General features: G+C 68.1%; 14 protein-coding genes and 1 pseudogene. 8 read left to right on the plus strand and 7 right to left on the minus strand.

Features of this window, described 5'->3' with window-relative positions; translation table 11 throughout:
- Positions 1-2: 2 nt before the first annotated feature.
- Positions 3-1,382, minus strand: a complete 1,380-nt coding sequence (locus tag RZ1_RS16840) for an MBL fold metallo-hydrolase (RefSeq protein WP_072813662.1) — start codon at positions 1,380-1,382, stop codon at positions 3-5.
- A gap of 214 nt (positions 1,383-1,596) precedes the next feature.
- On the opposite strand from RZ1_RS16840, the gene RZ1_RS16845 reads away from it, so the two are divergent.
- The 3 genes from RZ1_RS16845 to RZ1_RS16855 all read left to right on the plus strand — a co-directional run bounded on the left by RZ1_RS16845 (position 1,597) and on the right by RZ1_RS16855 (position 4,312).
- Complete coding sequence (locus tag RZ1_RS16845; RefSeq protein WP_072813663.1) at positions 1,597-2,094, plus strand: SRPBCC family protein; 498 nt, start codon at positions 1,597-1,599, stop codon at positions 2,092-2,094.
- A 111-nt stretch (positions 2,095-2,205) separates the two neighbouring features.
- The gene (locus tag RZ1_RS16850) at positions 2,206-2,727 is read left to right on the plus strand and encodes an NfeD family protein (RefSeq protein ID WP_072813750.1); all 522 of its coding nucleotides are present in this window, start codon (positions 2,206-2,208) and stop codon (positions 2,725-2,727) included.
- A 10-nt stretch (positions 2,728-2,737) separates the two neighbouring features.
- Positions 2,738-4,312 carry a flotillin family protein gene (locus RZ1_RS16855; RefSeq protein WP_072813664.1) on the plus strand — a complete coding sequence of 525 codons (1,575 nt, stop codon included), beginning with the start codon at positions 2,738-2,740 and terminating at the stop codon, positions 4,310-4,312.
- Positions 4,313-4,405: 93 nt separating this feature from the next.
- On the opposite strand, the gene RZ1_RS16860 is transcribed toward RZ1_RS16855, so the two are convergent.
- The gene (locus RZ1_RS16860) at positions 4,406-5,029 is read right to left on the minus strand and encodes a class I SAM-dependent methyltransferase (RefSeq protein ID WP_072813665.1); all 624 of its coding nucleotides are present in this window, start codon (positions 5,027-5,029) and stop codon (positions 4,406-4,408) included.
- 144 nt (positions 5,030-5,173) lie between these two features.
- Between RZ1_RS16860 and RZ1_RS16865 the strand changes: the two genes are divergently transcribed.
- The 5 genes and pseudogenes from RZ1_RS16865 to RZ1_RS30110 all read left to right on the plus strand — a co-directional run.
- A complete protein-coding gene (locus RZ1_RS16865) occupies positions 5,174-5,473 on the plus strand; it encodes a DUF6191 domain-containing protein (protein WP_072813666.1) in 300 nt (99 codons plus the stop codon).
- Between the two features lie 36 nt (positions 5,474-5,509).
- Positions 5,510-7,018, plus strand: coding sequence for an HNH endonuclease signature motif containing protein (locus RZ1_RS16870; RefSeq protein WP_072813667.1), 1,509 nt, complete (start codon positions 5,510-5,512; stop codon positions 7,016-7,018).
- A gap of 314 nt (positions 7,019-7,332) precedes the next feature.
- The gene (locus RZ1_RS16875) at positions 7,333-9,456 is read left to right on the plus strand and encodes an MMPL family transporter (RefSeq protein ID WP_072813668.1); all 2,124 of its coding nucleotides are present in this window, start codon (positions 7,333-7,335) and stop codon (positions 9,454-9,456) included.
- Between the two features lie 122 nt (positions 9,457-9,578).
- Positions 9,579-10,781: a low temperature requirement protein A gene (locus tag RZ1_RS16880; RefSeq protein WP_072813669.1), complete on the plus strand. Its 1,203-nt coding sequence runs from the start codon at positions 9,579-9,581 to the stop codon at positions 10,779-10,781.
- Between the two features lie 161 nt (positions 10,782-10,942).
- A pseudogene (locus tag RZ1_RS30110) lies at positions 10,943-11,095 on the plus strand (4-hydroxy-2-oxovalerate aldolase); the annotation flags it as partial.
- A gap of 165 nt (positions 11,096-11,260) precedes the next feature.
- On the opposite strand, the gene hcaB reads toward RZ1_RS30110, so the two are convergent.
- The 5 genes from hcaB to RZ1_RS16910 are packed head-to-tail and all read right to left on the minus strand — an operon-like array spanning position 11,261 to position 15,214.
- Positions 11,261-12,028 (minus strand): 3-(cis-5,6-dihydroxycyclohexa-1,3-dien-1-yl)propanoate dehydrogenase, encoded by a 768-nt coding sequence (gene hcaB / locus RZ1_RS16890; RefSeq protein ID WP_238071885.1) that lies wholly within the window; start codon positions 12,026-12,028, stop codon positions 11,261-11,263.
- Between the two features lie 16 nt (positions 12,029-12,044).
- Positions 12,045-12,419 (minus strand): bifunctional 3-phenylpropionate/cinnamic acid dioxygenase ferredoxin subunit, encoded by a 375-nt coding sequence (locus tag RZ1_RS16895; protein WP_072813751.1) that lies wholly within the window; start codon positions 12,417-12,419, stop codon positions 12,045-12,047.
- An 11-nt stretch (positions 12,420-12,430) separates the two neighbouring features.
- Positions 12,431-12,991: an aromatic-ring-hydroxylating dioxygenase subunit beta gene (locus tag RZ1_RS16900; RefSeq protein ID WP_072813672.1), complete on the minus strand. Its 561-nt coding sequence runs from the start codon at positions 12,989-12,991 to the stop codon at positions 12,431-12,433.
- Positions 12,988-14,319, minus strand: coding sequence for an aromatic ring-hydroxylating oxygenase subunit alpha (locus RZ1_RS16905; protein ID WP_072813673.1), 1,332 nt, complete (start codon positions 14,317-14,319; stop codon positions 12,988-12,990). The genes RZ1_RS16900 and RZ1_RS16905 overlap by 4 nt, the downstream gene beginning before the upstream one ends.
- Positions 14,312-15,214, minus strand: coding sequence for a VOC family protein (locus tag RZ1_RS16910; protein WP_238071886.1), 903 nt, complete (start codon positions 15,212-15,214; stop codon positions 14,312-14,314). Before RZ1_RS16910 ends, RZ1_RS16905 begins: the two co-directional genes overlap by 8 nt.
- Positions 15,215-15,222: the final 8 nt, after the last annotated feature.

Consider the following 15,222-nt stretch of genomic DNA (forward strand, 5'->3'; position numbering starts at 1 on the left):
GATCAGGCGGGGACGTGCGCCTCGGCCCACGCGTTGTAACCACCGAGCAGATCCGAAACATTCTCGAAACCCTGCGCCCGCAGCAACGACGCCGCCACACTCGACCGCCACCCCCCGGCACAATGCACCACGATCGGCTTGCCGGCCGGCACCTGATCCAGCCGCACCCGCAGCTGCGCCAGCGGGATCGGCACCGCACCGGGGATGACCCCGTCGGCGCGTTCCCCCGGATTACGGATGTCGACCAGGGTGACCGCATCGGCGGCGAGCAGCTCGTCGAGTTCCTCGACACCGGTACGCGGTGCGGTCTGCACCAGCCCGGCCAGCTCGGCCGGGAACACCCCGTCCGGGCCGACGGTCAGATACCCGGCCGCACCGTCGGACCCGATCCGCGCCAACCGCAGCGCCGCCTCCTGCTCCTCACCGGGATAGGTGATCAGCACGATCCTCTCGCCGACCTCGGCGACCATGCCACCGGTCTCGGCGAACCGGCCGTCGAACCCGACATTGACCGAGCCGCGCAGATGCCCCGCGGCGAAATCGTCGACGCTGCGCGCATCGAGCACCCGGGTCCCGGCGGCCAGCTCGGCCTTGACCTGCGCGGCGGTCAGTCCCGGGATGGTGTGGTCCCGGGCGAGCAGCGGATGGGTGCGCTTGTTCATCGCCGCATCGACCGAGAAGTACGACGGAGCCGCGGGCTGGCCGTCGGTGATCAACGCCACGAACGCGTCCTCGCTCATCGGCTGCACCGACGGGTTGGTGGCGCGTTGCTCCCCGATCGTCGAGGTCAACTCCGCCGACAGGTTCTTCCCGCACGACGAGCCGGCGCCGTGCGCGGGCATGACGGTGACCTCGTCGGGCAGGGTCAGCAGCTTCTCGTGCACCGTGCGGTACATCGCCCGCGCCAGATCGGTGGTCGAACCCTCCCCCAGATTGACCAGATCCGGGCGGCCGACATCACCGATGAACAACGAATCACCGGTGAGCACCGCGGCCGGGGTCGCGCCCGGGCGCTCGCGCACCAGCACCGAGATCGACTCCCAGGTGTGACCGGGGGTGGCCACGATCTCGAGCTCCACCTCGCCGAGGGAGATCTTCTCCCCGTCGCGCAGCCGGCGGATCGGGTAGTCGGTCTCGGCGGCCTCACCGAACCCGACCCACGCACCGGTGGCCTCGACCAGTTCGAGGTGCCCGGAGACGAAGTCGGCGTGGAAATGGGTGTTGATGACCCCCTCGATGCTCACCCCGTGCTTCTTCGCGTCGTCGAGGTATTCGCCGATGTCGCGGCGCGGATCGACCACGACCGCCCGGCCGGTGCTCTCGTCACCGATCAGGTACGACGCGTGCGACAGGCACTCGATGTAGTACTGCTCGAGAATCATGGATTCCTCCGTGGGGGGTCGATTCGTCCTCGCTGCAGACCAGGCTGCCATATACCCCCCACGGTATGTCAAGTACCCCTGGGGGTATCCTCCGGGATGTCCGGCAGAAAGATCGGCACCGTGTTTCGCCGGGCACGAATGTCATGATCCGTGTGTCCCTCGGGCCACTCCAACCCCTGAAGGACACACAGGTCCACCGAAGCGAAGGAGAACCATGCGTTTGCGCGACACCCCGACCGTCGAGGTCACCCGGCGTCTGTCCTGCGGCCCCGAGCGGGCATGGGAACTGGTCACCGACATCGAACTACCCACCCGCACCGACGGCGAGCTGCAGCGGGTCGAGTGGCTCGACAGCCCGAGCGGCGTTGCAGTAGGCGCCCGGTTCCGCGGATACAACGCCAACGAACAGATGGGCGAGTGGCACACGGAATCGGAGATCGTGGAGGTCGAGGACGGCCGACGCTGGGTATGGAGGGTCGGACCGGTGGATGCCCCGATCGCCTCCTGGGGCTTCGAGGTCGACTCCGATCGTGACGGCACCGTCGTCCGGCAGTGGGCAAAGATGCACCCCGGACAGTCGCCTCTGGCCGCGTTCATTGCTCAGCATCCGGATAAGGAGGGCGCGATCATCGCACACCGGCTTTCTGTGTGGGAGAAGGGAATGACAGCGAACCTGGCCGCTCTCGACGAGCTCGCCGATCGTCCCGCCTGACATTCACCGCCGAACCGTCGAACTCCGGAAAACGGTCCGATTGCGGTAAGGTCGGCGACGGTCCGGTGAAATGGGGGGCGGGTGAACATCTTCTACATTGCGTGTCTCGCAATGGGTCTGGTGGGGATCACGGGGACTCTCATCGTCGGCGAAACGGGGCCGGAACTCGGAGCCGCCGCCGGCGATGACAGTCTTCCGTTCCTCAACCTCACAACCGTCGCCACGGCGTTCCTCGGATTCGGCGCGGGCGGCGGTACCGCAACACTTCTCGGATTCGGTACTGCCGCCACCGCGATCACCGCGGTATGCACGGCACTCGTCCTGGTCGTCTTGACCCGAGGCGTCCTTCTGCCGTATCTGATGCGGCAGCAAGGCAACTCACACACCGGACGCCTCTCGTACATCGGATTGACCGGTGTCGTCACCCTGTCGATCGAACCCGGCGGCTGGGGTGAGATCGCGTTCACCGACACGGAGGGCAACCGGGTCCGGTCGCGTGCAGTGACCGCAGAAACGACTGCGCTGCCCGCGAATTCCCATGTCTACATCGGCGACGTCGACGACAACGTCCTGCACGTCGTGTCGATCCCGGACGATCCCCGCACCGAACCCTCTCTGCCCGAATCGAACTGAGGATGACTATATGATCGTTGTCGCGGTCGCCGTCGTGGTGGCTCTGGTGGTGTTCGTCGGAGTGCCACTCGTCTACGTCCGGAACTACATCAAGGTCCCACCGAACGAAGTTGCGGTTTTCACGGGTCGAGGAAAACCGAAGGTGGTGCGAGGTGGGGCCCGCTTCAAGATTCCCGGTATCGAGCGAGTGGACATCATGTCGCTCGAACCGTTCAACGTGAGCATCAACCTTCAGAATGCCCTGTCGAACGACGGTGTGCCGGTGAACGTCGAGGCCGTGGGTCTGGTGCGCATCGGATCTGCCGACGAGGCCGTCCAGACCGCGGTCCAACGATTCCTCACCTCCGACCTCGACGAACTGCGCCGGCAGATCAACGAGATCCTCGCCGGCTCACTGCGCGGAATCACCGCGACGATGACCGTGGAGGACCTGAACTCGAACCGGGAGACCCTCGCGCGCAGTGTCGTCGACGAGGCCGGCAGCGACCTCGCCCGCATCGGCATGGAAGTCGACGTCCTCAAGATCGCCGGGATCAGCGACAACAACGGCTATCTCGAATCTCTCGGGCAGCGACGAATCGCCGAGGTCAAGCGTGATGCCGCGGTCGGTACCGCGAACGCCGAACGCGATGCCCAGATCCAGTCCGCGAGGGCCCGACAGGAAGGCGCGGTCGCCCAGGCCGAGGCCGACACCGCGATCGCCGCCGCGAACCAGGCCCGCGACGTCGAGCTGGCGAAGCTCCGCGCCCGGACCGAGGCGGAGAACGCCGAAGCCGACCAGGCCGGCCCACTGGCGCGGGCCACCGCCGAGAAGGCCGTCCGGATCGCACAGGAGCAGGCCGAGGCCGCGCAGGTGGAGGCACGCATCGAGGTCGAACAGCGTCGCGCCGAACAGGCGAAGGCGGCACTCGAAGCCGATGTGATCGCACCCGCGGAAGCGGAACGTCAGGCGGCGGTCGCACGTGCCGAGGGCGAGAAGCAGGCGACGATCCTGCGCGCCGACGCGGCGGCCGAGGCCGCTCGACGATCGGGCGCTGCCGACGCCGATGCCCGCAAACTCGCCGCCGACGCAGTCCGCACCGAGCAGCTGGCCGAAGCCGAGGGCATCAGGGCCCGCCTCGAAGCCGAGGCCGAGGGCCGCAAGGCCGCCGCCGACGCGTTGCGTGCCGAGCAGCAAGCCGAGGCCGACGGTCTGCGTGCCAGGCTCGAGGCCGAGGCGAGCGGCAAGCAGGAGATCGCGGCGGCACTCAACGCGTACAGCCCCGCCGCTGCGCAACTGCTCATGCTGCCGGACGTTCTCACGGCCCTGGTCGAGGCGACGGCCGCCGCCGCGAAGCCGGTCGGCGAGATCGACCGCATCTCCATCGTCGGCGGCGCCGACGGGGTGTCCGGATCGGTGGGTTCGATCCTCGGAATCAGCCCGTCGACCATCGCCGGAGTGATCGAGACACTCGAAGCCTCCGGTGTCGACATCAGCGGCATGCTCAACTCCGTCGGGCACCGGCCCGGCAAGGCCGAGGCCACCTCGCCCATCTCCGCCGCATCGATCGCCAAGGTCGACGCCGCACACAACGGCAACGGTTAGGTCTGGTACGCCTTCCGGGCGGCTCCAACCGCCCGGAAGGCGCACGGTCCACGCACCCCCTGGGTTACGGCTCACACCCCGGGCCGAGCCCGGTCAGCGACGGCGAGCCACCAGATGCACCTCCGGGAACCGGTGGGACGGGTCCGGACGGCTGACCGTCCGCCACATCTCGTCGAAGCCGGCAGTGGCGAGCGCCTCTGCGAGCCGGTCCGGGTGCCACCGCCATGCCGGAGCGACGGCGTGATCGAACTCGGCGACCTCCCCCGCGGCGTCGCTGGATTGGGTCGCGACCGCGAGCACCGCGCCGGAGCCGGTCCGGGACGCCCACTCGGCGAGGACGTCCGGAATATCGCTGGGCGGCACGTGGATCAGGCTGTACCTGGCGATGATTGCCCCGACGCTGCGCCCTGCGAGGTCGGTGGCGGCGAGACGCGCGTCGTCCTGCTCGAAGCGGAGCGCGGGATACAGGTTCTGCGCGACCCGGAGCATCTCCCGGCTCGGATCGACACCGACGACGTCCAGTCCCCTGTTCGAGAGCTCGGCGGTGACGTGGCCGACACCGCAGCCCACGTCGACCACGAGACCGTCGACCGGACCTTCGCGCACCGACTCCGCGAACGCTGCGACCACCGCGCGCTCGAGGGGAGTCATGCACGTGGGCGGAAAGGTGTCGGCGTAGAGGTCTGCAACCGTGTCGTATCCGGGCTGATGCACCATCGGATCGTTTCAGAGAAGCTGCCCCGGGCCTACCGGACACGAAAACGGATGGTCGACGGCTCGCGGCGCGGCGGCACACGTTGCCGTCCGTTCGCCGAACTCACCACCACATAGGCTGAACGGACACGACCCCTTGGGAGCGCCATGTCCGCCGTCGTCTGGATCACCACCGCAGTCCTCATAGTGGTGCTCGCCGACCGCGCCGCCTTGTACGCCGAGCGGCGCGGCTGGATCTACTGGCGCATGCGCAAGCCGCCGGTGAACGGCGGCGCGGCCATGGGCGCATTCGGCGAGATGCAGACGCTACTGTCGCCGTCGTACCGGCACGTCGCCGAGGAACAGCAACGGCAGCGCACGAGCCGTCACGAGCAGGACACAGGCGCAGACCCGCTCGGCGTCGACCTCGACGCCGGAACAGTGCGGCTACGCAACCCGCTCAGCTGATCCGAAGATGTCGGTGGGCCTCGCTAGAGTTCGAACATGCTTTCGAACCGGGTGGGCGGGGACACGATCGAGGCGCGGCTGACCGCCCTCGACACCGCGGTCGACGGCCTGCTCGGCGACAACCTCTCGGGCCTGTCGAACGACGACATCGTCGAGGTCCTGCAACGGATGGAAACCTCCCTGCGCAAGGCCGCGGCGGTCGGGCACCGACTGGTCGTCGAAACCACCGAGCGCATGATCCCGGCCCACCTCGGCTGCCGATCGACGGGCGACGTCCTCATCGGCACCCTGCGGATCTCCGCCGCCGACGCCGCCCGACGGGTCAAGGGCGCGAAGAAGACCGGCACCTGGCACTCCGCCGACGGCGAGCAGGTCGAACCGGAACTGCCCGCCACCGCCGCCGCCCAACACGCCGGGGCGATCGGACCCGATCACGTCGCCGCCGTCGCCCGCGTGATGCGCAAGGTTCCGTACGGGCTCGGGTTCGACGAGATCACCACCGCCGAGAAAATCCTCGCCGACGCCGCCCGCTCGGTCCCGCCCGAAGATCTCGTGAAACTCGGCGCGCATCTGCTCGCCTATCTGAACCCGGACGGGGACGTCCCCGACGAGAAGGAACGCAAGCGCCGCCGCGGGGTGCGGATCGGCAAACAAGGCACCGATCTCATGACCCCGATCTCCGGACTGCTCGACCCCGAAACGAGGGCGCTGCTCGAACCCGTCCTGGCGAAACTCGCCCGGCCCGGCATGAACAACCCCGACGACCCCGAATCCCCGACCGGGGACGTCGAATCCGAGTCGCTCGACCGCGACGCCCTCGCGAAGGCCGCCGCCCGCGACACCCGCACCGCGGTGCAGCGCAACCACGACGCCCTGAAAGTCGCCCTGCGCCAGATGTTGTCGTCCGGGGTGCTCGGCAGCCACCGCGGGCTCCCGGTCACCGCGATCCTCACCATGACCGTGCAGCAACTCGAACAGTCCACCGGCATCGTCACCACCTCCTCCGGTGGGCTGGTGCCGATCCGCGACGCCCTGCGCATGGCCGAAACCGCGCATCCGGTGCTGGCGGTTTTCGACCATCACGGCCGGCCGCTGCACCTCGGCCGCGCCAAACGCCTCGCCTCCGCCGATCAACGCCTGGCGTTGATCGCCGCCTCCGGCGGCTGCACCCGGCCCGGCTGCGACGCGCCCGCCACACTCACCGCGGTGCACCACATCACCGAATGGCGGGACGGCGGCCCCACCGACATCACCAACGAGGACCTCGCCGGCGACGCCTGCCACGCGCTGGTGCACGACGGGCCCGGCGGCTGGAAAACCCGCGTCGCGCCACCAGGTGCCGAGCATCCGGGCCGCACCGAATGGATCCCACCACCACACATCGACCCGGAACGGACACCGCGAGTCAACCACCGGCACCACCTCGGGGACCTGCTGGCGGCGGCGCTGGCGCACTACCGTGCCCGACGCGAAACCGAGCTGCGGGAACACCGGCGACGGTGGCTGCGGGACTCCACCGGAGATGCGAACGACGACCGTCCGTGAACGACCGGCGTCAGTATCCCCGCGCGGGGAAGCGCCGGGAATACCGGCGAGCGCGGACGTGTTGACCCGTTCGGATCGGCACGTCACGTATCCCCCGGGCTCAAAACAATTCGCCCTCGTGGAATTCCGTTCGGCTGGAGCCGCGTTGCGCCTTTCGCCGAGAGGCGATCGGGCGTGCCGGTCCCCCTCTTCTCATCGCGTTGCGGTCGTTTCGCCGCGTTCCACCGCCCCGACGGCGGATCTGTGCGGCCTACTACAGTCGCGGAGGCGCGACACCCGCCCGGGTGTCGGCACCTCTATCGAACGGAGCGCGCATGAACCGCTGGGCCACGACCGTGGTCACCCGGCGATGGTGGGTCCTCGGGCTCGCCATCCTGATCGTGGCTGTGGCCGGAGCTTGGGGCACCGGCGTGTTCGGAAACTTGTCATCGGCCGGGTTCTACGACCCGAACAGCGAGTCCTACAGGGTCGCGGAGATCGTCGAGGAGAACTTCGGTCCGCAGACCGCCGACATCGTCGCGATGTACACGGCCCCGGAGGGCCGGACCGTCGCGGACATCGAAGCCGACGTCACCGCGGTGCTGGACCGGTTCGCCGCGGAGGTGCCCACCCACGCGATCAACACCTACTGGTCGACGGCGCCCCCTGCGAATCAACTGCTCCTGTCCAAGGACGGACGCAGCGTCGCCGCATCGATCACCCTGTCCCCCGACTCGGGTGTCTCCGTCGGCACGTTCGATTCACTGCTGCCGAAGCTCGAGGTTCCCGGCATCGAGTCGCAGTTCGCGGGGAACTCGGTGGTGGCCGTTGCCTTCACGTCGACGCTCGAGCACGACCTGCTGCGCGCCGAGGCCATCGCGATCCCCATTACGCTCGTGCTGCTGGTGATCATCTTCGGGGGCCTCACCGCGGCCGCTGTTCCCGTGTTCGTCGGTGTCCTCGCCGTACTCAGCGCGCTCGCGACACTGCGCCTGCTCACGATGGTCACCGATGTGAGCTCGTTCGCCCTGAACGTCACGTCCCTGATCGGCCTCGGCCTTGCCATCGACTACGGCCTCTTCATCGTCAGCCGATTCCGCGAGGAACTCGAGAGCGGCGCCGACACGGCGACGGCCACCCGCCGCACCGTTCTCACCGCGGGCCGGACCGTCATGTTCTCCGGGCTGCTGCTGATCTGCGCATTCGCGGGCATGCTCGTGTTCCCGCAGGCGGTGCTGCGGTCCCTCGGTCTCGGTGCGATCGCCGCCGTCCTCAGTGCGGCGCTGCTCGCACTGACCGCGATCCCGGCGCTGCTCGCCATCCTCGGACCACGAATCAACTCGCTGACCTGGAACAAGACTGCGGCCCACCGTGGTGAAGCACGGGCCCGGCGCTTCTGGGGTTCGGTGGTGGTCGCGGTGATGCGGAGGCCCGCGCTGGTCGCCGTCGCGATCGTTGCGGGTCTGCTCGTCCTCGCGTTCCCGGTGTTGCGTGCCTCGTTCGGGGAGGTCGAGTACACGGCGCTTCCGGAGAACGCCCCGGCGCGGGTGGCGACGCAGACGCTGCTCGACGACTTCCCGTCCACCGGCAACGGAGCGACGCTCGTGGTGCGCGGCCCCGACGGTGCCCCGCCGTCCACGGCAGCGGTCGGCGAGGTATCCCGCGCGGCGGCTCGGGTCGACGGCATTGCTCAGGCGTTGACGGTCGCGTCGAACGAGGACGTGACAGTGGTGCAGGCCCTGTACGCGCAGGGTGTCGACGGCACCGTCCGGGCCGGGGAGATCGTCCACGAGTTGCGGGCCGTCGATGCACCGGCCGGCACCGAACTGCTCGTCGGCGGTGGCCGCGCGATGGTCGACGACGGCAATGCCGCCATCTCGCGGTGGTTGCCTGCGATGCTCGCGATCATGGTGGTCTCGACGCTGGTGCTGTTGTTCCTGGCATTCGGGTCGGTGGTGCTGCCACTCAAGGCCGTCGCGATGGCAGCGTTGAGCTTGGCCGCGACGTTCGGTGTGCTGACCTGGGTGTTCCAGCTCGGCCACGGCGCGGAACTGCTGGGGGTGACCGCGAGTCCCCTCGAACCGTCGTTCGTGGTGCTGATCCTGGCGGTGGTGTTCGGTCTGTCCACCGACTACGAGGTGTTCCTCATGTCCCGGATGGTCGAGGCCCGCGCCGCCGGGGCAACCACCGAGGAAGCGGTGAAGTTCGGGACCGAACGCACCGGCCGGGTCGTGACGGCCGCGGCGCTGCTGCTGATCGTGGTCACCGGCGCCTTCACCATCTCCGGGCTGTCGATCATGCGGTTCCTCGGGGTCGGCATGATCCTCGCGTTGATCATCGACGCGACGGTGGTGCGGATGTTGCTGGTGCCGTCGCTGGTGAAGCTGATGGGCGATGCCAACTGGTGGGCGCCGGCATGGATGAAGCGGGTGCACGAAAAGGTCGGCATCGGGCACTGACCGCGGCGCCGCGCGAGGAGAGCGTCGTCGGTGCTTATCATCGGCACGCCCCCTTCCCCCTCACAAGGGAGATCTTCTTGGACACGCCCCCCAGTCCCCGACCCCCGCACCGCATCCGGCGGATGAGCGGTCGCGATCCCGGCGAGTCGTTCCGCGTCGCCAGCCCGCTCGAGCTGCTGCTCGACCTCACGTTCGTCATCGCGTTCGGTGTCGCCGGCAATCAGGCGGCCCACCTGATCGCCGAGGGGCATCTGACATCCGGGATCGCCGCGTTCGGTTTCGCGATGTGGGCGGTGTGCTGGGCGTGGGTGAACTTCGCGTGGTTCGCCTCCGCGTTCGACACTGACGACTGGCTGTACCGCATCGCGACGATGCTGCAGATGCTCGGCGTGCTCATCCTCGCGCTGGGCCTGCCGACGATGTTCGCTTCGATCGACGGCGGCGACTACCTGGACAACCGGGTCGTGGTGCTCGGGTACGTCGTGATGCGTGTGGCGCTGGTGGGTCAGTGGCTGCGCGTGGCGAAGCAGAACGAAACGCTGCGCCGCACGGCGCTGACCTATGCGGGGTTCGTGTCGCTCGCGCAACTCGGCTGGATCGTGCTGATCTTCGTCGACGTCGCGGTGTGGGAGACGTTCCTGCTGACGATCCCGCTGATCCTGCTCGAGCTGCTCGGCCCGGTTCTCGGCGAACGCACCGCGCGGACACCGTGGCATCCGCATCACATCGCCGAGCGGTACAGCCTGCTCACGATCATCGCGCTCGGCGAGGTGATCGTCGGTACCGTCGCATCGCTCGGCGCGGTCGTCGACCTGCAGGGGTGGGACGCGACGGCCGCGGCGACGGGACTGGCCGGAGTGAGCCTGACATTCGGATTGTGGTGGGTGTACTTCCAGTACCCCTTCGGCGATGCGTTACACCACCACAAGTCGCGCTCGTTCGGCTGGGGATACGGGCACATCCTGGTGTTCGCGGCGCTGGCCGCGATCGGCGCGGGACTGCACGTGGCCGCCTATCACCTCGAGCAGGAGTCGCACGTGTCGACGATGACGGTGCTCGCGACCGTCGCGATCCCCGTCGCGGTGTATCTGGTGACGCTCGCCGCCCTGTACGGCCGGCTTGTCGGCATCGACCGCGGAATCCTCGGGACAACCGTCGCGGCGCTGTTGGTACTCGGCATGGGTGTCGGGGCAGGCGCGATGGGGGTTCCGGTTCCGATCAGCCTGCTGATCGTGGCGGCGGCGCCGGTGGTGATCGTCGTTGCGGACGAGACGGTGCTGTGGAAGCGGCGTGAGGCGGCGCTGGCCCGTCTGCGTGCGACCTGACCCTGCCGTCAGCGACCGGTCAGGATCCGGTAGCCGAGCTCGTGCAAGCGGCGGTGTTCCGGCCACCTTCGCGCGGTCCAGACCGGTTCCGTGTGAGCTGCGATGATTTCCCGCTGAGAGAGTCCTACAGCGCGCGGTGTGTCTACTGACCGCCCTGCGCAACCGACTCCGGTGGTCAGCTGACCACGGACGGGGTACGCGAGCGCGTGCGCGCCTATCGGAACGCGCTCCACCCTGGCCAGTCACGGCGCCGGCGCCGGCAACTGCCCGCTCGAGGCGTTCGTCGCAGTCCCGACCTGCAGGGCTGGCCCCACGTCGGCGGCGCGCGCTCGTCGGCGGGTAAGAGGACATGATCGTCGACATCGCCCTCGAGCTGCAGGGAGGAACATGCCGCCACAACCGCGTGCCCCGGGAGCCGCATACACGCGGGGGCGGGTCTGTCCGAACGACAGACCCGCCCGGTCGCTGCGCCGGCGCCGTCAGACTGCGCCGGTCCTCTTGGGTGTTCCCCAACTGCTGACGTCCACGACCGTTCCCGTCACGGTCGCGGAGTCGTCACGGCAGGCGAGATAGAGGTAGGCGCCGACGTAGTCGTCGGGTTCCACCTCGATCTGCAGCGCGCCGTTGTCGCGCACCATCTGCCGGATCGGAATGGCATCGGCCACGGATCGGTCGGCGAGCCCCATCGCGCCGGGCCCGCGCAGGTCGGTGGCCATGCCGCCGGGGGCGACCGCGTTGACCCGGACCTCCGGGGCGAGCTCGTACGCGAGCTGTCGCACGAGTCCCACACCGGCGTGCTTGGACGAGACGTACAGCGGCCCACCGCCGCCCGGGAAGAACGCCGCGTTGGACAGGGTGAAGATCATGCTGCCACGGGAGGACTTCAGGTGCGGCACCACGGCCTTCGCACCGAGCAGATAGCCCTTCACGTTGACGGAGAACAATTCGTCGAACCCCGTACCGAGTTCTTCCGGCGACGCGTCGAGCAGCGAACGACCGAAGTCCCAGACCCCGGCGTTGCCGACGAAGGTGTCGAGAGCACCAAACTCGCGCACGGCAAGATCGGCCGCCTCCTTGTTGTCGGCGAACGAGGTGACATCGCCCGTCAGGGTGCGCACGCTGGTACCGAACGCCTCGCGCAGTGCGGTGAGCTTCGGCTCCGACCGGTCGAGCACGGTCACGCGAGCGCCGTTCTCGACGAACCGCCTGACCAGGGCGTGGCCGAGCCCGGATCCGCCGCCGGTCACGAAAACCGACCTTCCGTCAAGCCGTCCCACTGCGGGCTCCTTCCTTCAGTTCGTACGCGTCGGGAAGTCCGACGTGGATCTCGCCGCTCTCGATCCGGACCGGGTGCGTGCGGACCGCGGTCGTCGCGGGCGGACTCAGGGGCCGGCCGGTTCGGAGACAGAACTTCGCCATGTGAAGCGGGCATTCCACGACACAGTCCTCGATCCACCCGTCGGCGAGGGAGTAGGTCTCGTGCGTACATGTGTCGTCGACGCCGAAGTACTCCCCGTTCGACTTGAACACCGATACCGGCGGACGCGAGTCGAGCCGCACCGCGTCGTCGTCGCCGAGGTCGCCGACTGCGCAGACACGAACCCACCGCGTGTTCTCACTGGATATTTCAGCTGTCATCGTCGGATACCTCACAGGAAGATGCTGATGCTGGGGGCGAGGATCGTGGTCTGCTCGAGGACGATCCGGCGCTCGCGGATCTTGAAGGGCAGGGCGCCGCTGTGGTGGCGCAGCACGTCGAAGCGCTCACCGACGAACCAGTCTTCGTGCCGCTCGAGGCGGCTGCGGTAGACACTGAAGTTGCACACCACGTCGAGATCGCCGTCCTCGCGGTGCGCGACACGGACGTTGGTCAGCAACCGCCGAGTGCGCGACGGGGGCTCCTCCGACCAGGACAGGCCCGAGGTCAGCCGCCGGACCCTGCCCCGCAGGAAGTGGAAGTCGTCGTCGATGAACGCGCCCTCGTCGGGTCCGGAGATCTCGGCGTCGCGTTCGCGGAACGTGCGGGTCATGCGGGTGGGCGCCCAGTAGTGCACATCCTCCCCGAAGAAATCGAGCCACTCGTAGTAACGGTGGTTGTCGAGGTGTTCCGCCTCGGCGTACAGGAACTGCTCGACCGCGTGCTGCAGATGCACGTCGGCGCACTGGACGGACGCGGGCAGCTCGTCGGCGCTGCGGGTATCGCTGGTCATCGGCTCTCCCCTGCATGTTCGGAGCGCTTCGCCTCGTCGGCTCGGCGGAGGATCTCGTTCCACGGCATGCCGTCGACGAGATCCAGCCACCGCTGGTAGAACCCCCGGGCGGCGGTTTCGCTGTAGACATCGTTGGACAGACCCGGAAGGCCGTGACTGTCTCGTTCCTCGAATCCCATCCCCATCTGGACGTTCAACTCGGTGCTGCGCGACTTCCACCCTCGCAATACCTGCTGGACCTCGGTCCAGTTCTCACCGTCGTCGGTCTCGAAGACCCCGGCCGGGCTGAAGGACCGCTGGGTGCCGCGCCGCATTCCCGCCTTCGCCTCCGGCGAGGCGTCCTTCGGTACGAATGTCCAAGCCCACACCTCGATCTGGCCGGGACCGCGCGGATGCCACACCCGTATCGTGTTCACGGGTCCGAGCCAGGAGAAGTTCGGGAAGATCAGATTGTGCCCTGAGACCTTCACGGCGCGATCGGCGCCGATCCGGCGGAAGACTTCGTCGCGGTTGGCTGTCTGCCAGGCGCTGTACTCGGGACCTGCGTGTAGGTCGGGGCCGAACTCGGGGAGCCAGAAGCTGCCCGATCCGTGACCGTTGCCGGCGAACTGCCGGCCCGGCGCGTCGGGTGGTGGGTTGAGCAGGCCGTGGAAGGCCGGATCCTCGTGCAGGGCCAGCATCGCCGACGAATGCGAGATCGCCGCGTGATACATGTCGCTGGCGAACTGCTCCGCCGGCAGCTTCCAGTTGCAGTCGATAACCCACTTTGCGGCGCCCTTGACGAACTCGACTCCGTTGTCCCATCGATCGATGGTCGCGTCGAAGTAGTAGGCCATCTCGCCCAGATACTCGACGAAGTCGGGCACGTCCTCCGACCAGGTGCCGAAGTGGAAGCCCCGGTAGCTCGCGATGCGAGGGACCTTCGTGGCACCCCAAGAGGACTTGTCGATCCGGTCACGGTATCCACGTTGCTGCTGCGGCACATTGACGAGGTTGCCCTCGAGATCGTAGGACCAGCCATGGTAGGTGCAGGTGAACGCACGACTGGTGCCCTCGTCCGATCGACAGATTCGCATTCCCCGATGCCGACACTGATTGAGGAACGCCTTCACCGAGCCGTCTCGCTGGCGCACGACCAGAACCGGATCCTCGCCCATGTAGGTCTGGACGAACGACCCGGGTTTCGGCAACTGGCTGTCATGCGCGAGGAACAGCCAGGTGCGGCCGAACACCCGCTCGAGTTCCAGTTCGTAGATGCCCGGGTCTGTGTAGATGGTGGGGTTGAGCCGACCGCCGGCGGGGTCGACCAGTGCATGGATGTCATTCATCGTCGGCTCCCACTGCCACGGCGCTGGGGACGTCGACAAGGACCTGATGGCCCCAGGTGCTGGCCGAACGGTGATGACCGACGGTCCACGAGTCGTCGTCCACGAGTCTGCCGTTCCACCCGTACTCGATGGCGAATCCGGACGGTGTGGCCAGGTAGAACGAGGTCATCGCGTCGTTGGTGTGTTCCCCCAGGGCACGCACGACCTGTCCGGGCGTCTCCATCGCCAGATCGAGCGCGCGCCCGACGGAGTCGAGGCGGCTGAGCTCGAGCATCAGATGGCCGATCCCCGGCTCGGGGCCCGGAATGGTGGCGAGTGCCAAGGTGTGATGACGCGGATTACAGTGCAGGAAGACCGCGTTCGTGGGCCCGAATGCAATGGTGTCGCTGGGGCGGAAGCCCAGCATCGACTGGTAGAACTCGGCGGATCGCTGTGCGTCGGACGCGAAGAGGAACACGTGCCCGAGACCGAGATCACCGGTGACGAAGTCGATTCCTCGCGGTGACACGAACGGCGTGTGGTCGTGCGGATGACCGTACACGACCTCGATCGGGTTGCCGTCGGGATCCGCGAAGGCGATGAGCCGCTGCACGTTCCGTGCGCGTGCCAGATCCACATCTTCCGAGACTGGGACCGAGTTCTCGTCCAGTCGGCGCACGAGCGCGTCGAGGTCCGCGCTGGTCCGCGTCTCGAACCCGAGGGCGAGCAGAGCGTCCTCCCCGGCGGGACCGTCCTCGACCGTCAGCCGGTACTCACGCTCGTCGAACCGGAAGCGGGCTTCGGCCGGGTCATCGGACGAGGCGAGTTGGGCTCCAACGATGCGGGTGCCGAAATCCCGCCACTCGTCGACTGGGCCACGCACCCGCAGGTACGCAAGAGCATTCACAGTACTCACGAGACTTC

This window comes from Rhodococcus zopfii NBRC 100606 = JCM 9919, from assembly GCF_001895025.1.
GTDB classification, from domain to species: domain Bacteria; phylum Actinomycetota; class Actinomycetes; order Mycobacteriales; family Mycobacteriaceae; genus Rhodococcus; species Rhodococcus zopfii.

Excerpts from the sequence above, each read along its gene's own strand:
- RZ1_RS16840 (WP_072813662.1), bottom strand. The coding sequence starts at position 1,382 with ATGATTCTCGAGCAGTACTACATCGAGTGCCTGTCGCACGCGTCGTAC.
- RZ1_RS16845 (WP_072813663.1), top strand. The coding sequence starts at position 1,597 with ATGCGTTTGCGCGACACCCCGACCGTCGAGGTCACCCGGCGTCTGTCC.
- RZ1_RS16850 (WP_072813750.1), top strand. The coding sequence starts at position 2,206 with ATGGGTCTGGTGGGGATCACGGGGACTCTCATCGTCGGCGAAACGGGG.
- RZ1_RS16855 (WP_072813664.1), top strand. The coding sequence starts at position 2,738 with ATGATCGTTGTCGCGGTCGCCGTCGTGGTGGCTCTGGTGGTGTTCGTC.
- RZ1_RS16860 (WP_072813665.1), bottom strand. The coding sequence starts at position 5,029 with ATGGTGCATCAGCCCGGATACGACACGGTTGCAGACCTCTACGCCGAC.
- RZ1_RS16865 (WP_072813666.1), top strand. The coding sequence starts at position 5,174 with ATGTCCGCCGTCGTCTGGATCACCACCGCAGTCCTCATAGTGGTGCTC.
- RZ1_RS16870 (WP_072813667.1), top strand. The coding sequence starts at position 5,510 with ATGCTTTCGAACCGGGTGGGCGGGGACACGATCGAGGCGCGGCTGACC.
- RZ1_RS16875 (WP_072813668.1), top strand. The coding sequence starts at position 7,333 with ATGAACCGCTGGGCCACGACCGTGGTCACCCGGCGATGGTGGGTCCTC.
- RZ1_RS16880 (WP_072813669.1), top strand. The coding sequence starts at position 9,579 with ATGAGCGGTCGCGATCCCGGCGAGTCGTTCCGCGTCGCCAGCCCGCTC.
- RZ1_RS16895 (WP_072813751.1), bottom strand. The coding sequence starts at position 12,419 with ATGACAGCTGAAATATCCAGTGAGAACACGCGGTGGGTTCGTGTCTGC.
- RZ1_RS16900 (WP_072813672.1), bottom strand. The coding sequence starts at position 12,991 with ATGACCAGCGATACCCGCAGCGCCGACGAGCTGCCCGCGTCCGTCCAG.
- RZ1_RS16905 (WP_072813673.1), bottom strand. The coding sequence starts at position 14,319 with ATGAATGACATCCATGCACTGGTCGACCCCGCCGGCGGTCGGCTCAAC.